General features: G+C 67.8%; 17 protein-coding genes and 1 pseudogene. 8 read left to right on the top strand and 10 right to left on the bottom strand.

Annotated elements, in window-relative coordinates:
* Positions 1-13 precede the first annotated feature (13 nt).
* Entirely contained in the window at positions 14-688 is a 675-nt protein-coding gene (locus ACTJI6_RS08280) for a cell division ATP-binding protein FtsE (RefSeq protein WP_440799552.1), read from the bottom strand.
* Positions 689-776: 88 nt separating this feature from the next.
* Here ACTJI6_RS08280 and ACTJI6_RS08275 point away from each other — a divergent pair, with 88 nt between their 5' ends.
* The gene (locus ACTJI6_RS08275; RefSeq protein WP_440799549.1) at positions 777-1454 is read left to right on the top strand and encodes a zinc-ribbon domain-containing protein; all 678 of its coding nucleotides are present in this window, start codon (positions 777-779) and stop codon (positions 1452-1454) included.
* On the opposite strand, the gene ACTJI6_RS08270 is transcribed toward ACTJI6_RS08275, so the two are convergent.
* From ACTJI6_RS08270 to argH, 4 genes are all read right to left on the bottom strand, one after another.
* On the bottom strand, positions 1455-3902 hold the full coding sequence (locus ACTJI6_RS08270) for a DUF4175 domain-containing protein (protein ID WP_440799546.1): 2448 nt from the start codon (positions 3900-3902) through the stop codon (positions 1455-1457).
* Positions 3903-3976: 74 nt separating this feature from the next.
* Entirely contained in the window at positions 3977-5242 is a 1266-nt protein-coding gene (lysA, locus tag ACTJI6_RS08265; protein ID WP_440799543.1) for a diaminopimelate decarboxylase, read from the bottom strand.
* Positions 5243-5395 (bottom strand): hypothetical protein, encoded by a 153-nt coding sequence (locus tag ACTJI6_RS08260; protein WP_164555105.1) that lies wholly within the window; start codon positions 5393-5395, stop codon positions 5243-5245. It lies immediately after the preceding gene.
* A complete protein-coding gene (gene argH, locus ACTJI6_RS08255) occupies positions 5392-6795 on the bottom strand; it encodes an argininosuccinate lyase (protein WP_126152845.1) in 1404 nt (467 codons plus the stop codon). The genes ACTJI6_RS08260 and argH overlap by 4 nt, the downstream gene beginning before the upstream one ends.
* 23 nt (positions 6796-6818) lie before the next feature.
* Here argH and ACTJI6_RS08250 point away from each other — a divergent pair, with 23 nt between their 5' ends.
* Complete coding sequence (locus ACTJI6_RS08250; protein WP_440799539.1) at positions 6819-7364, top strand: TlpA disulfide reductase family protein; 546 nt, start codon at positions 6819-6821, stop codon at positions 7362-7364.
* Here the strand turns inward: ACTJI6_RS08250 and ACTJI6_RS08245 are convergent.
* Positions 7339-7917: a DNA-3-methyladenine glycosylase I gene (locus ACTJI6_RS08245; RefSeq protein WP_440799536.1), complete on the bottom strand. Its 579-nt coding sequence runs from the start codon at positions 7915-7917 to the stop codon at positions 7339-7341. The two genes, ACTJI6_RS08250 and ACTJI6_RS08245, sit on opposite strands and share 26 nt — an antisense overlap.
* A 103-nt stretch (positions 7918-8020) precedes the next feature.
* Here ACTJI6_RS08245 and ACTJI6_RS08240 point away from each other — a divergent pair, with 103 nt between their 5' ends.
* From ACTJI6_RS08240 to phbB, 3 genes and pseudogenes are all read left to right on the top strand, one after another.
* Positions 8021-8836 carry an EAL domain-containing protein gene (locus tag ACTJI6_RS08240; protein WP_126152842.1) on the top strand — a complete coding sequence of 272 codons (816 nt, stop codon included), beginning with the start codon at positions 8021-8023 and terminating at the stop codon, positions 8834-8836.
* Positions 8837-8937: 101 nt separating this feature from the next.
* Positions 8938-10106 (top strand): annotated as a pseudogene (locus ACTJI6_RS08235) (acetyl-CoA C-acetyltransferase).
* Positions 10107-10190: 84 nt separating this feature from the next.
* Complete coding sequence (gene phbB / locus ACTJI6_RS08230; RefSeq protein ID WP_126152840.1) at positions 10191-10916, top strand: acetoacetyl-CoA reductase; 726 nt, start codon at positions 10191-10193, stop codon at positions 10914-10916.
* 71 nt (positions 10917-10987) lie between these two features.
* On the opposite strand, the gene ACTJI6_RS08225 is transcribed toward phbB, so the two are convergent.
* The 3 genes from ACTJI6_RS08225 to ACTJI6_RS08215 are packed head-to-tail and all read right to left on the bottom strand — an operon-like array spanning position 10988 to position 12173.
* The gene (locus tag ACTJI6_RS08225; RefSeq protein WP_126152839.1) at positions 10988-11152 is read right to left on the bottom strand and encodes a YdcH family protein; all 165 of its coding nucleotides are present in this window, start codon (positions 11150-11152) and stop codon (positions 10988-10990) included.
* Positions 11153-11212: 60 nt separating this feature from the next.
* Positions 11213-11971, bottom strand: coding sequence for a tRNA1(Val) (adenine(37)-N6)-methyltransferase (locus ACTJI6_RS08220; protein WP_126152838.1), 759 nt, complete (start codon positions 11969-11971; stop codon positions 11213-11215).
* On the bottom strand, positions 11964-12173 hold the full coding sequence (locus tag ACTJI6_RS08215) for a putative signal transducing protein (RefSeq protein WP_440799531.1): 210 nt from the start codon (positions 12171-12173) through the stop codon (positions 11964-11966). Before ACTJI6_RS08215 ends, ACTJI6_RS08220 begins: the two co-directional genes overlap by 8 nt.
* 75 nt (positions 12174-12248) lie before the next feature.
* Between ACTJI6_RS08215 and ACTJI6_RS08210 the strand changes: the two genes are divergently transcribed.
* The 3 genes from ACTJI6_RS08210 to ACTJI6_RS08200 all read left to right on the top strand — a co-directional run bounded on the left by ACTJI6_RS08210 (position 12249) and on the right by ACTJI6_RS08200 (position 17273).
* Positions 12249-13250: a polyprenyl synthetase family protein gene (locus tag ACTJI6_RS08210; protein ID WP_440799528.1), complete on the top strand. Its 1002-nt coding sequence runs from the start codon at positions 12249-12251 to the stop codon at positions 13248-13250.
* Between the two features lie 203 nt (positions 13251-13453).
* Positions 13454-14857 (top strand): ammonium transporter, encoded by a 1404-nt coding sequence (locus ACTJI6_RS08205; RefSeq protein ID WP_440799525.1) that lies wholly within the window; start codon positions 13454-13456, stop codon positions 14855-14857.
* A 163-nt stretch (positions 14858-15020) separates the two neighbouring features.
* Positions 15021-17273 (top strand): transglycosylase domain-containing protein, encoded by a 2253-nt coding sequence (locus ACTJI6_RS08200; protein ID WP_440799522.1) that lies wholly within the window; start codon positions 15021-15023, stop codon positions 17271-17273.
* A 613-nt stretch (positions 17274-17886) separates the two neighbouring features.
* Here the strand turns inward: ACTJI6_RS08200 and ACTJI6_RS08195 are convergent.
* Complete coding sequence (locus tag ACTJI6_RS08195) at positions 17887-19854, bottom strand: OmpA family protein (protein ID WP_440799519.1); 1968 nt, start codon at positions 19852-19854, stop codon at positions 17887-17889.
* Positions 19855-19892 lie beyond the last annotated feature (38 nt).

The raw sequence follows: 19892 nt of genomic DNA, 5'->3' as shown, positions 1-19892 counted from the left end.
AATTCCGTCCGTCTCACAGATCCGCCCCTGCCAGCTGCAATGTTGCGTTCGCGATCCGCAGCACGCGGGCCGCGACCTGCGCCTTGGTCGCGCGGATCAGGTTCAGGTCATGGGTGGCGACCAGCACGGTCTTGCCCGACTTGTTCAACTCGATCAGCAGCTGCATCAGCCGGACCGACATGTCCCAATCCAGGTTGCCGGTGGGTTCGTCCGCCAGCACCAGGTCGGGCGACAGGATCACCGCACGGGCCAGGGCCGCGCGCTGGCGTTCGCCGCCCGACAGGGACGGCGGCATCGCGCGGGCGTGCTGGGACAGGCCCACCCAGCCCAGCAGGTCGCGCAGCGCCGCCATGTCCACCGCCTGGCCCGAGATCGACAGCGGCAGCGCCACGTTCTCGGCCACCGGCAGATGATCCAGGAACTGCGTGTCCTGATGGACCACGCCCACCCGGCGGCGCAGATCGGAAATGCCGTCGCGGGTCAACTGCCGCACATCGTCGCCGAACGCCGTCATCTGCCCCGAGGTCGGCAGCAGGTCGGCATAGCACAGCCGCAGCAGCGTCGTCTTGCCCGACCCCGACGGGCCGGTCAGGAAATGGAACATGCCCGGCTGCAAGGTCAGCGTCATGTTCGACAGCAGTTCGGCCCCCCCGTGATAGCCGAAGCCGACATCCCGCATCTCGATCAAGCGCAACCCCCTTGTTCCTTCGGTGCCCGGCTTGGAACCCGGCCCCGCGCTTGATAGAACAGCCACAAGGCGAATGCGAGGGGTCGGAATGGCGGAAATACGGTTGATCTGTCCCGGTTGCGCGGCCGAATACCGCGTGCCCGACACGGCCATCCCACCCGAGGGGCGAGAGGTCGAGTGCAGCGCCTGCGGCAAGATCTGGCACGGCACGGCACGGCAGGATCCGGGCGATCTGCCGTCCCTGCCCGCCGCCGAGCCGCCCGCAGATCTGCCTCCGCTGAGCCGCCGCCTGCCCGACAGCGTGCTGGAAATCCTGAGGGGCGAGGTCGAACACGAACGCCGCGCCCGCGCGGCCGAGGATGGCGAGGCCGCCCCAGGCGTCCCCCGCGCGGCCGCCGATCCCGAATGGCCCGCGACGACCATCACCCGGCATTTCGACGCCAAACCCGCCGAAGCCGCCATGCCGGATCTGCCGGATCCTTTGCCGCCCGCCATTGAGCAGCCAAACGAAGCCCGCCCAACCCCCGCCCCGGTCCACGCCCCGGCGGCGATGGTCAGCGAACCCGCCCCTGCCCGCAGGCCGGGCGGCTATGGCATGGGCTTCGGGCTGGCGGTGATGCTGGCCGGGGGCGTAGTGGCGCTGTATCTGCTGGCGCCCCGGCTGGCCGATCAAGGGGGGATTGGCGACGGGCTGATGCAGCTTCGGGCCAGCCTGGACGGGGCGCGGCTGTGGTTGCAGGATCGCGCGGCCACGCTGGTCCGCTGATCAGAACCGATCCAGCAGCCGTCCCAGGTAGTCGCGTTCGTCCTGCGGACGTTCCGGCTGGCCAGTGCGGCGGCGGATTTCGTCCAGCAGATCGCGCGCACGGCGGGCCGGATCGACGCCCTCGGCCAGCGGATCGCCCCCGGCGATGACATTGCCGTTACCGTCGCGCTGACGGCCCAGGGGATCCAGCGTCGGACGCTGGCCAAAGCTTTGTCCTTCCCCGGCGCGATCACCGCCGCCGGGTCGCTGGCCATCCTCGCCCCGGCCTTGCTGCCCCTGCTGGCCCTGTTGCTGGGCCATCATGTCGCCAAGCGCCCGCATCCCTTCGCGCATCGACTGGATCGCATCGGCCTGACGCTGCAAGGCGCCGCCGGTATCGCCGTCGCGCAAGGCGCGTTCGGCATCCTCCATGGCGCGGCCCGCTTCATCCAACTGCCGCCGCGCCTGGTCGCCGCCGGGCGATCCCTGGCCCGGCAACAGCCCCTGCTGCTGGCCCAGATCCTCGCGCAGCTGCCGCTGCCGGTCGGCCAGACCCTGCGCGTCGGGCGAGGGCTGCCCCATCTGGCCCTGGCCGAACTGTTCCTGCATGTCGCGGAACGCCTCGTCCGACAGGCGCTGCTGCTCGCGCAGCGTATCGGCCAGCCGGTTCATCGGCTGGTTGCCGCTGCTGCCCTGCTGACCCTCGCCGCCCTGGCCCTGGCGGACCTGCAAGTTCTCCATCATGCGGTTGAACTGTTCCAGCAATTCCTGCGCCTCGGCCATCCGGCCCTCGTTCATCAGGCGCTGGATTTCGTCCATCATCTGCTGGATCTGGTCGCCGGTGATCTGCTGGCTAGGCTGGTCCCTGGTAAAGCGTTCGGACGGATCCTGCTGGTTCTGCTGCGCCAGCATGTCGGTATAGGCGTCCGTCGCCTCTTTCAGTTCGTCCATCAGCCGCTGGATTTCGTCGGGACTGGCGCCGTTGCGGATCGCCTCGGACAGCTTCTGCTGTGCCTGGCGCATCCGTTCCAAGGCATCCGACAGCCCGCCATCCTCCAACTGGATCGCGGCCTGCCACAGCGCCTCGGCCAGGTCGTCGCGCAGCTTGTCGCTCAGGGCCGGGCCTTCCAGCAGGTTCACGGCGCCGCGCAGTTGCAGATACAGGGGCCGTTCGACGAACCCTTCGGGCTGCCAGGTGACGGCGCGCAGGATCTCGGCGCTGCGGCCGGCATTGCCGCGCGACCACAGCAGGTCGCGCCGCATCTCGATCAGCGCGGCGGCCAAGGGATTGAAGAAGCGCCGCCCCGGCAGGACGGTGTGCATGGGCTGCGCCTCGCCCCACTGATCGATCCCGTCGACGGCGCGCAGGCTGACGCTGACCGGCAGATTCGCCCAAGGGTGGCGCGACAGATCCTCGGTCAACTGACCCTTGACCTGATGGCGGTCGCCGCGCGGCAGCGGCAGGACCAGTTCGACCGCCGGGCGGGGCTCGGGATCGATGGCCAGACCGAAGCGGCGGTCCACTGCGGGCAGGTCCAGCGCGATCACCGCCTGACCCGAAGCAACGCCGTGATCGTCGCTGGCCTCGAAATCCTGCACCAACCGACCGTCCGCGCGGCGCACCGGCGCGGCCCCGGCGCGGATCACCGGCGCGTTGTCGGGCAGCACGGTCACGTCAAAACGCCGCCCCGCGACCTCGATCACGCCCGACGCCTCGGCCCGGAAACCGGGCGCCTGCGGATCCTTGCCCACCGCCGGGCCGACGTCCTGGGTCACCGTCACCCCGCCGCCATACAGACGAAAGGTCACGGCGCTGCCCTTGGGCAGTTCCAGCACCTGCCCCTCGGCCAGGACGTTCAGATAGATCGTCGGGCGGCGGGTATAGGCGGGCGGCTCGGCCCAGCCCTCCCAGCTTGGCCCGGCTGGGACCGCATTGGTCGCCGCCGGCCGGGATACGGTCGCGGCCAGGGCCTGGATCCCCTGCCCCATCTGGGCCGCGCCGCCGAAGACCATCGCCATGGCCAGGGCCACCAGCCCGGCCAGCCGCAGCGCAAAGGGATCGCGCCGCGCCAGCCCGGCATCGGGACGCACCGCCCGCGCCTGCGCGGCACGAGCCTGCATCTGCGCCAGATGCGCCTGCCACAGCGCGCCCTCGCCGCCGACCGCCGCGCGGTCCGACAGCGCCGCCAAGGGCCGCCCCGGCAGGGTCCGGTCCAGCCGGTCCACCGCATCGGCCATACGCACCCGGCGGAACCGCATCCCGCCCCGGATCGCGGTCCACAACAGCATCAGCACTACGGCCCCGGCCAGCCAGGGCAGCACCGGCCCCGGCACCGCCGCAACGACGCCCAGGGCGAAAGCCGCGAATACAGCGGCCAGTACCGTGCCCAGCGGCCAGAAAGCGCGGGCCGCCTGCTCCCACACCATCCCCCAGCGGGTCAGACGAAGGGCGCGTGCGACCGGTCCCATCTTCTGTGCGAAAATATCCTCGGGGGTCCGGGGGCAGACAGCCCCCGGCTGCGACGGTTCCGACTCGTTCCGCGTCAAAGCCATGCGGGAATGCTATCCCGCGCCAGCATTTCCTCAAACGTCGGTCGCGCCCGGATGACGGCGAAGTGATCGCCCCGCACCAGAACCTCGGGCACCAGCGGCCGGGAATTGTATTCCGAGGCCATCACCGCGCCATAAGCCCCGGCGGACCGGAAGGCGACCAGATCGCCCGCCGCCATCCGGGGCAGGTCCGCGCCCTTCTGGAAGGTGTCGCCCGATTCGCAGACCGGCCCCACCACGTCGAAGGGCCGCACCGCCGCGCCGACCGCGGGTTCGATCACCGGCACAATATCGTGATGCGCGCCATACATGGCCGGGCGCGCCAGGTCGTTCATCGCCGCGTCCACGATCAGGAAATCGCGGCCCTCGCCCTGTTTCACATAGATCACCTGCGACAGCAGGATGCCCGCGTTGCCGACGATGTTGCGGCCCGGCTCGATCTCGATCTCGCAGCCCAGGTCGCCCACCGTCTCGCGGATCACCTGGCCGTATTCCAGCGGCAAGGGCGGCGCGTTGTTGTCGCGGCGATAGGGAATGCCCAAGCCGCCGCCCAGATCCAGCCGGGTGATCGCATGGCCGTCGGCGCGCAAGGCGCGGGTCAGGTCGGCCACCTTGGCATAGGCCGCGCGATAGGGGTCCAGATCGGTCAACTGGCTGCCGATATGCACATCGACGCCGACGACCCGCAAACCGGGCAGGCTTGCCGCCTCGGCATAGACCTCGCGGGCGCGGGCGATGGGGATGCCGAACTTGTTTTCAGATTTCCCGGTGGCGATCTTCTCGTGCGTTTTCGCGTCCACGTCCGGGTTCACGCGGACGGCGACCGGCACCACCGCGCCCATGCTGGCGGCCAGGGCCGACAAAGCGCGCATTTCCGGCTCGCTCTCGACATTGAACTGGCGGATCCCGCCTTCGATGGCTTGACGCATCTCGGCCAGGGTCTTGCCGACACCGGAAAAGACGATCCGGTCGCCAGGCACCCCCGCCGCGCGGGCGCGTGCGTATTCGCCGCCCGAGACGACATCCATCCCCGCGCCCAGATCGCCCAGCAGCTTGAGGACCGCCAGATTGCTGTTGGCCTTGACCGCGAAGCAGACCAGGTGATCGGTCCAGGCCAGCGCCTGCCGGAACAGGCCGAAATGCCGTGTCAGCGTCGCCGCCGAATAGACATAGACCGGGGTGCCCACTTCTGCGGCGATGCGCGACAGGGGCACATCCTCGGCGTGCAGTTCCCCGGCGTGATAGTTGAAATGGTCCACCTACAGCTCCGTGATCACGCCCATGGTGGCGTGGCCGGAAATCGAGACGTTGGATTTGGGGGCCGTCTTCGGCGCAGCGGAAGGGCGTTCGGGGGCGCCGTCGACGCCGCAGGCAGCCACCGCGATCACCGCCAGGATTGCGAACCATTTCATGCCAGTATCTCCTTCCAGCGAGCGATCTGCGCGCGCACCCGACCGGGCGCCGTGCCGCCATAGCTTTGCCGCGACGCGACCGAGTTGTGAACGCCCAAAACGCCAAAGACTTTATCGGTGATCCCCGCATGGACCCCCTGCATGTCGGCCAGGGTCAGGTCCGGCAGGTCGCAGCCCCGCTGTTCCGCCAGGGCGACCAGCGACCCGGTGACATGGTGCGCGTCGCGGAAGGGCAGGCCCAATTCACGGACCAGCCAGTCAGCCAGATCGGTCGCGGTGGAAAAGCCCGAGGCCGCGGCGGCCTCCATCTTCTCGCGGTTGGCGGACAGGTCGGACAGCATCCCGGTCATCGCGGCCAAGGCCAGCATCAGGCTGTCCGCAGCATCGAAGACCTGCTCCTTGTCCTCCTGCATGTCCTTGGAATAGGCCAAGGGCAGGCCCTTCATCACCGTGAACAGCGCCACCGTCGCGCCCAGGATACGGCCGATCTTGGCGCGGATCAGCTCGGCCGCGTCGGGGTTGCGCTTTTGCGGCATGATCGACGATCCGGTGGACCACTTGTCCGACATCGACACGAAGCGGAACTGGGCGGATGACCAGATCACCAGTTCCTCGGCCAGCCGCGACAGGTGGACGGCGCAGATCGAGGATGCCGACAGGAATTCCAACGCGAAATCCCGATCCGATACGGCATCCAGGCTGTTGGCCATGGGGGCGTCGAAATCCAGTGCCGCCGCCGTCGCATGGCGGTCGATGGGATAGCCGGTTCCGGCCAGGGCCGCAGCCCCAAGGGGCGATTCGTTCATCCGCCGCCGCGCGTCCTGGAAACGCGACAGATCGCGGCCGAACATCTCGACATAGGCCATCATGTGATGGCCCCAGGTGACCGGCTGGGCGGTTTGCAGATGGGTAAAGCCCGGCATGACCCAATCCGCCCCGGCCTCGGCCTGCGACAAAGCAGCGCGGATCAGCGCCCGCAGCGCCTGGATCGCGGCGTCGCACTGGTCGCGCACCCACAGACGGAAATCGGTCGCCACCTGGTCGTTCCTGGACCGGCCCGTGTGCAGGCGGCCCGCCGGCTCTCCGATGATCTCTTTCAGGCGCGCCTCGACATTCATGTGAATGTCTTCCAGTTCGGTGCGGAAGGGGAACTTGCCCGCCTCGATCTCTGACAAGACGGTGAGCAGCCCTTCCCTGATCGCCTCGGCATCGCTAGTGCTGATGATGCCCTGCGCCGCCAGCATCGCGGCATGGGCCCGGCTGCCCCGGATGTCCTGGGCGTAGAGCCGCCGGTCGAACCCGATCGAGGCGTTGATCGCCTCCATGATCGCGTCCGGCCCGGCGGCGAAGCGCCCGCCCCACATGCTGTTGGCGCTGTCCTGTTGCGGCCGGTCGGTCATTGGCGCGTCCCTCGGAGGTCTTCATGCTGCGTTCCGCCCTGCTTTATACGGCACTGCTTTTCGGTGCAAACGCCGCCTTCGCGGGCCCGGTGGACTGGGACGCGGCCAGGCAGGCGCTGCCGAAGCTGGTCCAGACCCAGGACGCGCCGCCGGTCAGCGCGGTCGAATTCACCGACCCGGACGGCGGCACGCATACCCTGGCCGACTACAAGGGCAAGGTCGTTCTGGTGAACTTCTGGGCGACCTGGTGCGCGCCCTGCCGCAAGGAAATGCCCGCGCTCGACGCGCTTCAGTCCGAACTGGGCGGCGAGGATTTCCAGGTCGTGACCATCGCCACGGGCCGCAACGCGGTGCCGAAGATCCACGACTTCTTCGCCGAGACCGGCGTGACCAACCTGCCCGTCCTGCTGGACCCGCGCCAGCAGTTGGCGCGCGACATGGGCGTGGTCGGCCTGCCCGTCACCGTGCTGATCGACCGCGACGGAAACGAGATCGCCCGCCTGATGGGCGACGATCATTGGGATGCCGACGGCGCCAAGACCCTTATCCGGCAGTTGACGCAGCGCTGAGTTCCGCGTGGCGCGGGCAGCCGGTCATGTGGTCGTTGACCATGCCGGTGGCCTGCATGAAGGCATAGGTGATGACCGGCCCGCAGAACGTGAAGCCGCGTTTCTTCAGCGCCTTGGACATGGCGGTCGATTCGGGGGTGGCGGCGGGAACCTCGGCCATGCTGGCGAAGCGGTTCTGGATCGGCTGGCCGCCGACGAAGGACCACAGCCAGGGCGCGAATCCCTGATCGCCCTCGATCTCCAGGAACAGGCGCGCGCCCTTCACGGTCGCCTCGATCTTGCCGCGATGGCGGACGATGCCGGGGTTTTGCAGCGCGCGGTCGATTCGCGCCGCGTCCCAGCGGGCCACGCGTTCGGGGTTGAAGCCGTCGAATTCCTCGCGGAACCCGTCACGCTTGCGCAGGATGGTGATCCAGGACAGCCCCGCCTGGAAGCCGTCCAGCACCAGCTTTTCCCACAGGGCGCGCGGATCGCGTTCGGGCACGCCCCATTCGGTGTCGTGATAGGCGACATACAGCGGGTCGGTCCCGCACCAGGTGCAGCGGTCGGTCATGGATCGTTAACCTTTTATCCAGAAACTCCTGCCCGTTTACGGCAAATTAGGCGATCATCGCCATAAGGGAACACGGAATGATTGCGTAACGAGGGTTGATGTGATGGACGCGAACCCGCCTGCGAAAGGCTCGCCGCTGGATTATGCCGTGGACCGGCAAAGCCGGTTGACCCTGCCCGCCGTCAGGCTGGCGGTCGAACGGGGCAACGGGGTGCTGGCCTTCCAGCCGGTCGTGCAGGCGCAGCGGACCAGCCGCCCGGCCTTTTACGAAGGGCTGATCCGCATCATCGACGAATCGGGCCGCATGGTGCCGCTGCGCGACTTCATGCCGGTGGCGGAAACCACCGAACTGGGCCGCCGGATCGACTGCCTGTCGCTGTCGCTGGGTCTGAAGGCCCTGTCCGAGGAAACGTCGCTGCGGCTGTCCATCAACATGTCGGCGCGGTCGATCGGCTATCCCGCCTGGATGACCATCCTGCGCCGCGGCGTCGCCGACGACCCGCAGGCCGCCGAACGGCTGATCCTGGAAATCACCGAAAGCTCGGCCATGGGCCTTCCGGACGAGGTGAAGTCCTTCATGCGCGAGGTTCAGAAATACGGGATCAGCCTGGCGCTCGACGATTTCGGGGCGGGCTATACCTCGTTCCGCTATCTGCGGGATTTCTGCTTCGACATGATCAAGATCGACGGCCAGTTCATCCGCGAAATCTCGGACCATCCCGACAACCAGGTGCTGACCCAGGCGCTGATGTCCATCGCCCGGCATTTCGACATGTTCACCGTGGCGGAAATGGTGGAAACGGCGGACGATGCCAGCTTCCTGATCGAAAACGGCATCGACTGCCTGCAAGGCTATTACTTCGGGGCGCCGACCATCGCGCCGCCGTGGAAGTCCCCGCCCTCGGCGGCCTTGCGGTAAGGCTCTGCACGACTTTTGGCCGATCTGCTTGACGCGACGGCACGAACCCGCATCCTGTCCTCGATTCGCCATCTGTCTGGCTTCGAGGGAAGGAACCCGTCATGACCAAAGCCGTAATCGTCTCTGCCGCCCGCACCGCCGTCGGCAGCTTCATGGGATCGTTCGCAAATATCCCGGCGCATGACTTGGGCGCCGCCGTCCTGAAGGAAGTCGTGGCCCGCNCCTGGACCCGGCCGAGGTCGATGAGACGATCCTGGGCCAGGTGCTGACTGCGGGCCAAGGCCAGAACCCCGCGCGCCAGGCGCATATCAAGGCGGGCCTGCCGCAGGAATCCTCGGCCTGGGGAATCAACCAGGTCTGCGGGTCGGGCCTGCGGGCCGTGGCGCTGGCCGCGCAGCAGGTGATCCTGGGGGATGCGCGGGTGGTGCTGGCCGGGGGCCAGGAAAGCATGTCGATGTCGATGCACGCCGCCTATCTGCGCGCCGGGCAGAAGATGGGCGACATGCAACTGGTCGACACCATGATCCGCGACGGGCTGTGGGACGCCTTCAACAATTACCACATGGGCACCACGGCGGAAAACGTCGCGCAGAAATGGTCGATCAGCCGCGACCAGCAGGACGAATTCGCGCTTGGTTCGCAGAACAAGGCCGAAGCCGCGCAGAAGGCTGGCCGCTTCGATGATGAAATCGTCGCCTACACCGTCAAGACCCGCAAGGGCGACACGGTGGTGGACAAGGACGAATACATCCGCGCGGGCGCGACCATCGACGCCATGCAGAAGCTGCGTCCCGCCTTTTCCAAGGAAGGCTCGGTCACGGCGGGCAACGCCTCGGGGCTGAACGACGGCGCGGCGGCGGTGATGGTCATGACCGAGGACGAGGCGAACCGGCGCGGCCTGACGCCCCTGGCGCGGATCGCATCCTATGCGACGGCGGGGCTGGATCCGGCGATCATGGGCACCGGCCCGATTCCCGCCAGCCGCAAGGCGTTGGAAAAGGCGGGCTGGTCGGTCCAGGATCTGGATCTGGTCGAGGCGAACGAGGCTTTCGCCGCCCAGGCCTGCGCGGTCAACAAGGACATGGGCTGGAACCCGGACATCGTGAACGTGAACGGCGGCGCCATCGCCATCGGCCATCCGATCGGCGCATCGGGCGCGCGCGTCCTGAACACCCTGCTGTTCGAGATGAAGCGCCGCGACGCCAAGAAGGGCCTGGCCACCCTGTGCATCGGCGGCGGCATGGGCGTGGCGCTCTGCGTCGAGCGGTGAGAAAAAATGGCGCGCAATGATATTGCGCGCCACCAACTTGCCTTGTAGCAATATTTCAATGCTGTTTATTTGAGGGAGGGGACCATGTCCAAGGTTGCACTTGTCACCGGCGGCTCGCGCGGGATCGGCGCGGCGATTTCCAAGGCGCTTCAAGAGGCTGGCTATACTGTCGCCGCGACCTATGCGGGCAATGACGAGGCCGCCAAGGCGTTCACGGACGAAACCGGGATCAAGACCTATAAATGGTCGGTCGCGGACTATGACGCCTGCGCCGCGGGCATCAAGCAGATCGAAGAGGATCTTGGCCCCATCGCCGTGCTGGTCAACAACGCAGGCATCACGCGGGACGCGATGTTCCACAAGATGACGCCGCAGCAGTGGAAAGAGGTCATCGACACCAACCTGACCGGCGTTTTCAACATGACCCATCCGGTCTGGTCGGGAATGCGCGACCGCAAGTTCGGGCGGATCATCAATATCAGCTCGATCAACGGGCAGAAGGGCCAGGCAGGCCAGGCGAACTATTCCGCCGCCAAGGCCGGAGACCTGGGCTTTACCAAGGCGCTGGCTCAGGAAGGCGCGCGGGCGGGCATCACCGTGAATGCGATCTGCCCCGGCTATATCGCGACCGAAATGGTCAAGGCCATCGACGAAAAGGTGCTGAACGAACGCATCATCCCGCAGATCCCCGTGGGACGGCTGGGCGAACCCGAGGAGATCGCCCGGACAGTGGTGTTCCTGGCCTCGGACGATGCGGGCTTCATCACCGGGTCGACCATCACCGCCAATGGCGGGCAGTATTTCGCCTGACAGGCTGCGACAAACGGACACGGCCCGCGCGGATCGCGCGGGCCGTTCCAATTCCGTCATCGTTCAACGGATCAGTGGGACAGTCGGGAAATCTCTTCCTTGAGACGAAGTTTCTCGCGCTTCATCGCCTTGATTTGCAGATCGCTGACACCAGGGCTTCTTTGTTCCTTTTCAACGGTTTCGGACAGAACTTGGTGTTTCTTGCGCAGTTCCTCGACGTGGGAAGCAACCGACATCTCGTCCTCCTGTATAGGTTGAGTCGAACAGGGGGATTGCAGCACAGGCTTTCGATTCTGTCACGAGACTTTTGCAAACAGGGTCGTGAGCGGCAGCCCCTCGCGGAGAACCGCCGATGCCGCCGGGGTCAGGTCTTCCCGGTCGCCCGGATGGGCCGGCGCGCGGTGCATCACGAAGGGCGCCAGCAGCCGCAGCGGGCCCCGTCCGCCCTTCTGCGCCCGCAGGATCACGCGGCCCGCCTCTCGCCCCGCCCGGCCCGCGATGGGCAGGATCGCCATCGACCCCGCCCGGCCCGACAGCGCCTCCAGCATCGCGTCCAGCCGGTCGGCCCGCTGGATCAGCGTCAGGACGCCGCCCGGCCGCAATCGGCGCAGGCCCGCGTCGATCCAGACCGCCAGCGGCGTCTGCTCTTGCCGCGCCAGCGCCCTGCCGCCGTCGGGGGCCGGGGTGCCGCCCAGGAAATAGGGCGGGTTGGCGATCACATGGTCGAAGGCCATCGCCCGCAAAGCGGCAGGCGGCAGCGCCACGTCGCCCGTCAGCACCTGCATCGCGATGCCATTGGCCGCGGCATTCCGTCGCGCCAGATCGGCATAGTCGGGCTGTCGTTCCAGGCCCGCCAGCCGCAGATCCGCCACGCGCCAGCCCAGGCAAAGGCTGGCGACCCCCGCCCCGCAGCCCAGTTCCAGCACCGCCTGGCCCGCCGCTGCCGGACAGGCCGCCGCCAGCATCACCGCATCGGCGCCCGACCGGAAGCCGCGCCGGGGCTGCAAGACGCGCAGCCGGCCGTCCAGGAAGCCGTCGTCGGAAAGATCACTCATCCAGGCCGGCGTCGCGCAGGATCGCGCGGGCCATGAATTCGTCGCGATCCGCGACCATCAGCCGCTGCGGCAGGATCCCCAGGGATCCTTCCAGGATGCTCATGTGCTGGTCCATGGGAAAGGCGGGGATGCCCTCGTGCTCCAGCAGGCCCAGGGCGCGGGACATGCGGACGGGATCGTTGCTGCGGAACAGTTCTTTCATGGGGCGGACGTTAGGGGGCGGTTGCGGAATTGTCGATGACATGGCAAGGGACGGGCGCGGCAAAGGGGTAAGGCCATGGGTGTGCAGGAAAACGTCCAGAAACCGCTGGACCGGCTGGCAGAGGCGCTGAGCCCCGAGATGGAGGCGGTCAACGCCTTGATCCGGCAGCGGATGTCCAGCGAACACGCCCCCCGCATCCCCGAGGTGACGGCCCATCTGATCGAGGCCGGGGGCAAGCGGCTGCGGCCGATGCTGACACTGGCGGCGGCAAAGATGCTGGGCTATGCCGGGCCCTATCACGTCCATCTGGCCGCGACGGTCGAATTCATCCACACCGCGACTCTGCTGCATGACGACGTGGTGGACGAAAGCCGCCAGCGGCGCGGGCGACCGACGGCGAACCTGCTGTGGGACAACAAGTCCAGCGTGCTGGTGGGCGATTACCTGTTCGCGCGCAGTTTCCAACTGATGGTCGAACCCGGCAACCTGCGCACGCTGGAGATCCTGTCCAACGCCGCCGCCACCATCGCCGAGGGCGAGGTTCTGCAACTGACCGCCGCCCAGGATCTGCGCACCGATGAAGGCGTCTATCTGACGGTGGTGCGCGGCAAGACTGCCGCGCTGTTCTCTGCCGCGACCGAGGTGGGCGGCGTCATCGCGGGGGCGCCCGCCGATCAGGTGCGGGCGCTGTTCGATTACGGCGACGCGCTTGGCATCGCCTTCCAGATCGTCGACGACCTGCTGGATTACGGCGGCGCGACCGAGACCATCGGCAAGAATGTCGGCGACGATTTCCGCGAACGCAAGCTGACCCTGCCGGTCATCAAGGCCGTCGCCCGCGCCACCCCCGAGGAACGCGCCTTCTGGTCGCGCACCATCGAACAGGGCGACCAGCGGGACGGCGACCTGGACCGGGCGCTGTCGCTGCTGTCGCGGCACGGCGCGATGGAGGCCGCGCGCGCCGACGCCCTGCGATGGTCCGCCACCGCCCGCACGGCGCTGGCCAAGCTGCCGCCGCATCCGATCCGCGACATGCTGTCCGATCTGGCGGATTTCGTCGTCAGCCGCGTCGCCTGACCGCGCCCTTGCACGTCCCACGGGCATCGCCGGTCCCGACTCTGCCCCCAGGACAGGCGATGGCGGCATAATCCGCCCATGAAACGGGCAATTTCTGTCTGGTCCCGTCCCGCCCCTGCCCGGCGCCTGTGCAAGCCCCCGCGCCCCGCCCCATGAAAGGGCGTCGGCGGCGCGTCCGGTGCCGCATGGAAGGGGATATGATGATGACAAGGGCTGCTCCCTTTATTGCCGGTGCCGCGATGCTGATTGCGGCGCCCACATTCGCGCAGGATGCCGTGGTCGCGGTCGAGGCCGCCGTGCCGGTCCCGGACAAGGGCGATACGACCTGGATGCTGATCTCGGCCATCCTGGTGATGATGATGACGCTGCCGGGGCTGGCGCTGTTCTATGGCGGGCTGGTGCGGGCCAAGAACATGCTGTCGGTGCTGATGCAGGTGCTGACGGTGTTCAGCATGATGGCGATCCTGTGGGTGGCCTTCGGCTATTCGCTGGCCTTCACCGGGGCGGGCACGCCCGAGGAGGTGGGCTTCCCGACTCCCTTTATCGGCGGGCTGTCGAAGATGTTCCTGTCGGGCGTCGGCACCGAGTCGGTGGTCGAGGGCTTCACGGCGGGCGTGGTGATCCCGGAACTGTCCTTCGTGATCTTCCAGATGGCCTTCGCCTGCATCGCCTCGGCCCTGATCGTGGGCGCCACGGCGGAACGGCTGAAATTCAGCGCGGTCCTGCTGTTCATCGTGATCTGGTTCTTCCTGTCCTACCTGCCGATGGCCCATATGGTCTGGTGGTGGGGCGGCCCGTCGGCCTATGACGCGCCCTCGGGCCTGCTGTTCAGCCACGGCGCGCTGGATTTCGCGGGCGGCACGGTCATTCACATCAACGCGGGCGTGGCCGGCCTGGTCGCCGCCATGGTCGCCGGTCCCCGCATCGGCTACAAGAAAGAGCTTCTGGCCCCCCACAACCTGACCTTCACCCTGGTGGGCGGCTGCCTGCTGTGGATCGGCTGGTTCGGCTTCAACGCCGGGTCCAACCTGGAGGCCAATGGCCTGACCGCCCTGGCGATGATCAACACCGCCGTCGCCACCGCCGCGGGCGTGCTGGCCTGGTCCTTCGGCGAATGGGCCTTCCGCGGCCATCCCAGCCTGCTGGGCGGAATCTCGGGCGCCATCGCCGGGCTGGTGGGCATCACCCCGGCGGCGGGCTTCGTGGGCCCGATGGGCGCCATCGCCATCGGCTTGGTCGCGGGTCTGCTGTGCATGTGGTTCGTCATCAGCGTGAAGCCGCGCATGGGCATCGACGACAGCCTGGACGTGTTCGGCATCCACGGCATCGGCGGCATCGTCGGCGCGATCCTGACGGGCGTCTTCGCCGCGCCCTCGCTGGGCGGCACGGGCGTGTTCGATTACGGCGCGAATGCCGTCGCCGAATTCTCGATGGGCGGGCAGGTCTATGCGCAGACCCTGGGCGTGGTGATCGCGATTGTCTGGTCGGGCGTGGTGTCTTTCGTGGCCATCCACATCGTCAAGGCGCTGATCGGGCTGCGCGTCACCGTCAACGACGAACGCCAGGGCCTGGACATCACCACCCACGGCGAAAACGCCTATAACTGACGCCATCCGTACCGATCCAAAGGCCCGGCGATCCCGCCGGGCCTTTTTTCATGCGCAAATCACGGATTGGTCAGCGCAATTCCCTCGGGGCGATTCTTGGTATAGGCTGGCGCGCAATTTGGCCGGAAAGCGGCCGTGGGCAGACACGCAGGCACCCTGACTCATGAAACGACCGACCGGCACCCCGAAGCGCACGGGCCGCAGCCCTGTTGCCGACAAACGCACGGCCCCGGCCGAGCCGAAATCCCCCGTGCGCCGCCACAAGGCCCCCGTCCGGCGCGGCAATGTCGTGGTGCGCACCATCGCGGGAACCGTCGGCCTGATCTGGCGGATCGTCTGGGGTTCGATGTGGCGGCTGGCCATGGTGATGGCCCTGATCATCGGCGGCGCCACCGCCTATTTCTATGCCGGCCTGCCGGAACCCCAGGCCCTGTTCGACGCCCGCGCGCGCGGGTCCGTCACCATGCTTGACGCTGACGGCAAGGTCTTCGCCTGGCGGGGCGAGACCTATGGCGCCGTCACCAGCGACAAGATCGCCCCGGTCCTGAAAGAGGCCGTGATCTCGACCGAGGACCGGCGCTTCTACCGCCATTTCGGCGTCAGCCCGCGCGGCATCGCCAGCGCCATCAAGATCAACCTGGCCGAAGGGCGCGGTCCGCTGGAAGGCAACGGCGGGTCGACCATCACCCAGCAGGTCGCCAAGCTGCTGTGCCTGGGCGAGACCTTCGATCCGATCCGCTGGAAGAACGAGGCCGAATTCGAACAGGATTGCCGTGGCGGCGGCATCTGGCGCAAGATCAAGGAAGTGCCCTTCGCCTTCGCGCTTGAGGCCAAGTATTCCAAGGACGAAATCCTCAGCATCTACATGAACCGCTCTTACATGGGCGGCGGTTCGCGCGGGTTCGAGGCTGCAAGCCAGCGTTATTTCAACAAGCACGCGTCCGAGGTGAACGCGGCCGAATCGGCGATGCTGGCGGGCCTGCTGCAAGCGCCCAGCTATTTCGCCCCGACCGCGAACCTGCAACGCAGCCGGGAACGGGCCAACGTGGTCCTGGGCCTGATGGGCGAGGAAGGCTATCTGACCCCTGATGAGGTCGCGCAAGCCCGCGCCAATCCCGCCTCGCTGTCCCAGGCCGCCGAGGCGCGGGCGGGCGGATATTTCGCCGATTGGGTGATGGAATCCGGTCCCGGCTTCCTGACCAGCGAAACGACCGAGGACGTGACGATCCGCACCACCTTCGACCCGCGCATCCAGACGGCGGCGGAACGGGCGCTGAAGCGGATCTTCGACGAAAAGGTCAGCGACAATTCCAAGGCCGAGGCCGCCGTGGTGGTGATGTCCGCCGACGGCGCGGTGCGCGCGATCATCGGCGGGCGCGACAGCATCGTGAACGGCGCCTTCAACCGCGCCGTCCAGGCCAAGCGCCAGACCGGATCGTCCTTCAAGCCCTTCGTCTATGCCGCCGCGCTGGAGGCGGGCTATGGCCCCGGCGACAGGATCGAGGACGGGCCGCTGACCATCCGCATCCCCGGCGGCAGGCCCTGGTCGCCGCAGAACTATACCCGCCGCTATTACGGCAACGTCACGCTGACCACGGCGCTGAAACAGTCGCTGAACACCGCCACGATCCGCTTGCAGGAAACCGTCGGCCGCGACGCGGTGCGCCGCATTGCCCACGACTTCGGCATCGTCAGCAACCTGACCACCAGCCCCTCGTTGGGCCTGGGCGCGTCCGAGGCGACGCTGATGGAACTGACCGGCGCCTATGCCGGGATCCGCAACGGCGGCACCTCGGTCGCGCCCTATGGGTTGATCGAACTGCGCATCGCGGGCGACGACCAGCCGCTGATGGGCCAGTCGGGGGGCATGGGCGCGCGGGTCATCAGCCAGCGCGCAGCGGGGCAGTTGATCTACATGATGCAGCAGGTGATCGACAGCGGCACCGGCACCCGCGCCAAGATGGGTACGCGCCCCGTGGCAGGCAAGACCGGCACCACCAGCAGCTATCGCGACGCCTGGTTCGTGGGCTTTTCGGAACAGTATGTCGTGGGCGTCTGGATGGGCTACGACGACAACACCCCGCTGAAAGGCGTGACCGGCGGCGGCCTGCCCGCCGAGATCTGGCAGGCGGTGATGACCGACATTCACGAGGGGCTGCCGGAACTGCCGCTCTCTACCGTTTCGCCGGACGGCAGCGGCATCCTGCTGTCCAACGACGGCGCGCCCCGCGTCGTAACCTCGGGTTCAGCAGACGACCCTCTGGCGGCCGCCTTGGCGGGGGCCGTCAATTCGGCCAATCCGGCGGGGGGTGCGCCGACGCAGGTGACGGCCCCGCAGACCCCCGGCGACAGCAGCACCGCCAGTTCGGACGATGCGCTGAGCCGGGCGCTGAATGGGATATTGGGCGGGAACTGAGGGATGGGGAAGCGCACCGGGCCTTTTTCGCGGCACTGATCGGACAGGATCCCGACATAACGCTGTTCGAATTCATGGAGGCGCTGGACACAGCGCAAGGCGTTCGTGTCCATCACTCGTCCCTCTCCAGCCCGGCTGCCCCGCCTTGGATTCACCTATGGAAAAAGTCGCTGGTGGTCGTTGAGCGCTACGGAGCCAGGGCAAGGCAGCGGCGAACCGGCTGATCACAGCGTGTTCCAGCGCGCTGGCCTCCGTGGTTGCCTTGCCCGTACCAGGCGCCAACCCAGAAATTCGCGCGTGTGGCAATCGATGACCAGGGCTAAAGAGGTCCATCTGTCCTCGCCCAGATCCGGCAAAGGTCGGTGGACCAGCGCTCGTTCGGCGCCTTGGCGAGGGACGGCAGCGCTTGAATGCCGGGCCACATGCCAATGGAGATTTCTGTAAAATCAACTTTACGGATTTAAAGCTCTGCGGACGAACAACTCCTGCGGATGTTGTTGCCTTGCCATCCCAACATTTAAAAACAAAGGCCTGCCAGCGGCGACGCTGGCAGGCCTTGAAGGTCGTGGGCTATGGCGCTGAATGCTTCAGGATCCCGCGCCGGGTTTTTTTCTTATTGCGCCCGCGCAGTTTGCAACAAGTCGGTGATCCGCCTGACCGCAGCGCGACGGTTTTCGCGCACGTCGCCTTCCTGGCGGACTTGCAGGAATTGTTCGCCATAGCCCTGCACGACCAGGTTTTCCGGCGGCACCTGGAAATATTCCGTCAGCGCCAGGGCCACTGATTCCGCGCGCCGGTCCGACAGCGCCAGATTCGCGGCGTCGGGGCCGACCGTATCGGTATGGCCCTCGATCAGGAACATCTCTTGGGGGTTCTTCGCGATCGCGTCCTGGATCACGTTGCCCAGCGCGGACAGCTGCCGGGCCTGATCGGGAGAGATCGCCGCAGAGCCCGTGTCGAAGGTGATCGCGTCGATCGTCACCGGCGGCACCAGGGCGCGGACCTGCGGGATGGATCGGATCTGCCCCAGGGTGAATCGGCGGTCGATATCCACCTCACGCTGCAAGGCTGCGCGCAGCGCGGCCTCGTCCTGGGACACGCCGGTCGCGGTCACGGGCGCAGGCGCGGGCAGGGTCGAGAGATCGACCGGCTGGACCTCGGCGGTGTCGTCGATCAGGCGGGTCTGTGTGCCGTCGGCCGAGACCAGCGTGCGGCGCAGCACCCGCAGGTCGGCGTCGCGGATGGTGACGACGCGGCTGCCATCGGCGCGCGTGACGACCGTGCGCGACGAACCGTCGTCGAAGTTCTCGGTCGCCACGGTCGATCCGGGCTGGCGCAGCAGGGCCACCTCGTCCTTGATCACCTCCTGGCTGCCGTCGGCGCGGGTCACGACCACCCGGTCGGGCGCCGACAGCGCCACCTGGCGGTTGTTGTTGAGATAGGTTCCGACCGCGACGGCACCCAAGCCCAGCAGCAGCGCCTTGGCCAGGTCGTTGTCGTCGTCATCGTCGCTGCGTTGGGCCGTCTGCGCCTGTTCCGGCGCCAGGGCGTCGCGCAGGCTGGTCGCGAAGTCCTCGGACGAGGAACGGCTGTTCTCCTCGGTGATCTGCTGCTCGACCACCTCGCCTTGCTGATCGTCGTTCAGGGCAGCAGCAGTGGCCGCGCCCGTCTCCTCGGCGGCCTGCTGGGCCCCTTCGGTGGCGGGAGCATCGGCCTCGGGCACGGTTTCCGAGGCTTGGGCCGAAGGGTCTGCGGCAGGGGGCTGGCTTTCGGCGGCTGCCTCGGGGGTCGCCTGTTCGCGGGCCGGGGCGTCGCGCGGGTCATCCTGATTCGGTGCCGCAGGGGCATCAGTCTGCGCTTGGTCCGGTTCCGCTTGGGCGGCGTCGGTTTCGGGGGTGGACTGTTCGGCCTCCAAGGCATCGCGCAGGGGGTCGGCGCTGTCCTCGGCCTCGGCTGGTGCGGGTTCGGGACGGTCGGCCTGCTGTTCGCGGGCGGCGGGCGCGGGTCGCTCCTGATCCTGCTGGCGCGCGTCCTGGGCTGCGGCCGGGGGTTCCTCATCCTGCTGGCGAGGGGCGGCGGCGGGGCGTTCGGCCTGGGCATCGGCCGTGGACTGCTCCTGCTCGGCCTGGCGTTCGGCGCGCTCGTCGGCGCGCTGCGATCTGCCTTCGGAATCCGCCGGGGCTTCGGCCTGGGCCGGAACCTCGGCCGGTTCTGCCTGGGCCTCGGCCTCCTGCGACGCGGGTGCGGGTGCGGAAGTGGCGTCGGCTGCCGGGGCTTCGGGCGCCGGAGCCTCCGGTTCGGCCGCCGCCTCGGCTTCTGGTTCCGCAGCGGGCGATTCCGGTTCGGGGGCTGCGTCGACAGCCGGTTCCTGGGCCGGGGTCTCGGCTGCCGCTTCGGGCGCAGCCGATTCCACGGGCGCGCTCTCCACTTCGGGGGCTGCCGGTTCGGCCTGCTGTTCCTGGGCAGGCGGCACGGGCGGCTGTTCGCCTTCGGTGGGCGCGCCCTGCGCCTGGGCCATGGGCGGCACCAGCAGCGACAGGCAGGCCGCGATGGCGGTCGTGTTGTTGATCATGCGGCGCATTGGGATTCCCTTGCCTCGAACGGTTTGATCTGTCGCGC

Source organism: Paracoccus sp. 22332, from assembly GCF_052045125.1.
GTDB lineage: Bacteria > Pseudomonadota > Alphaproteobacteria > Rhodobacterales > Rhodobacteraceae > Paracoccus > Paracoccus haematequi_A.
Note: the sequence above shows the minus strand (reverse complement) of the source record. Positions and strands in the feature narration are given on the sequence as shown.

Bases quoted from the DNA above. Each gene is read 5' to 3' on its own strand.
- phbB (WP_126152840.1), top strand. From the start codon at position 10,191: ATGTCCAAGGTTGCACTTGTCACCGGCGGCTCGCGCGGGATCGGCGCG.
- ACTJI6_RS08200 (WP_440799522.1), top strand. From the start codon at position 15,021: ATGAAACGACCGACCGGCACCCCGAAGCGCACGGGCCGCAGCCCTGTT.
- ACTJI6_RS08245 (WP_440799536.1), bottom strand. From the start codon at position 7,917: ATGACCGACCGCTGCACCTGGTGCGGGACCGACCCGCTGTATGTCGCC.
- argH (WP_126152845.1), bottom strand. From the start codon at position 6,795: ATGACCGACCGGCCGCAACAGGACAGCGCCAACAGCATGTGGGGCGGG.
- ACTJI6_RS08275 (WP_440799549.1), top strand. From the start codon at position 777: ATGGCGGAAATACGGTTGATCTGTCCCGGTTGCGCGGCCGAATACCGC.
- ACTJI6_RS08225 (WP_126152839.1), bottom strand. From the start codon at position 11,152: ATGTCGGTTGCTTCCCACGTCGAGGAACTGCGCAAGAAACACCAAGTT.
- ACTJI6_RS08270 (WP_440799546.1), bottom strand. From the start codon at position 3,902: ATGGGACCGGTCGCACGCGCCCTTCGTCTGACCCGCTGGGGGATGGTG.
- ACTJI6_RS08220 (WP_126152838.1), bottom strand. From the start codon at position 11,971: ATGAGTGATCTTTCCGACGACGGCTTCCTGGACGGCCGGCTGCGCGTC.
- ACTJI6_RS08210 (WP_440799528.1), top strand. From the start codon at position 12,249: ATGGGTGTGCAGGAAAACGTCCAGAAACCGCTGGACCGGCTGGCAGAG.
- ACTJI6_RS08195 (WP_440799519.1), bottom strand. From the start codon at position 19,854: ATGCGCCGCATGATCAACAACACGACCGCCATCGCGGCCTGCCTGTCG.
- ACTJI6_RS08240 (WP_126152842.1), top strand. From the start codon at position 8,021: ATGGACGCGAACCCGCCTGCGAAAGGCTCGCCGCTGGATTATGCCGTG.
- ACTJI6_RS08205 (WP_440799525.1), top strand. From the start codon at position 13,454: ATGACAAGGGCTGCTCCCTTTATTGCCGGTGCCGCGATGCTGATTGCG.
- ACTJI6_RS08250 (WP_440799539.1), top strand. From the start codon at position 6,819: ATGCTGCGTTCCGCCCTGCTTTATACGGCACTGCTTTTCGGTGCAAAC.
- ACTJI6_RS08215 (WP_440799531.1), bottom strand. From the start codon at position 12,173: ATGAAAGAACTGTTCCGCAGCAACGATCCCGTCCGCATGTCCCGCGCC.
- ACTJI6_RS08260 (WP_164555105.1), bottom strand. From the start codon at position 5,395: ATGAAATGGTTCGCAATCCTGGCGGTGATCGCGGTGGCTGCCTGCGGC.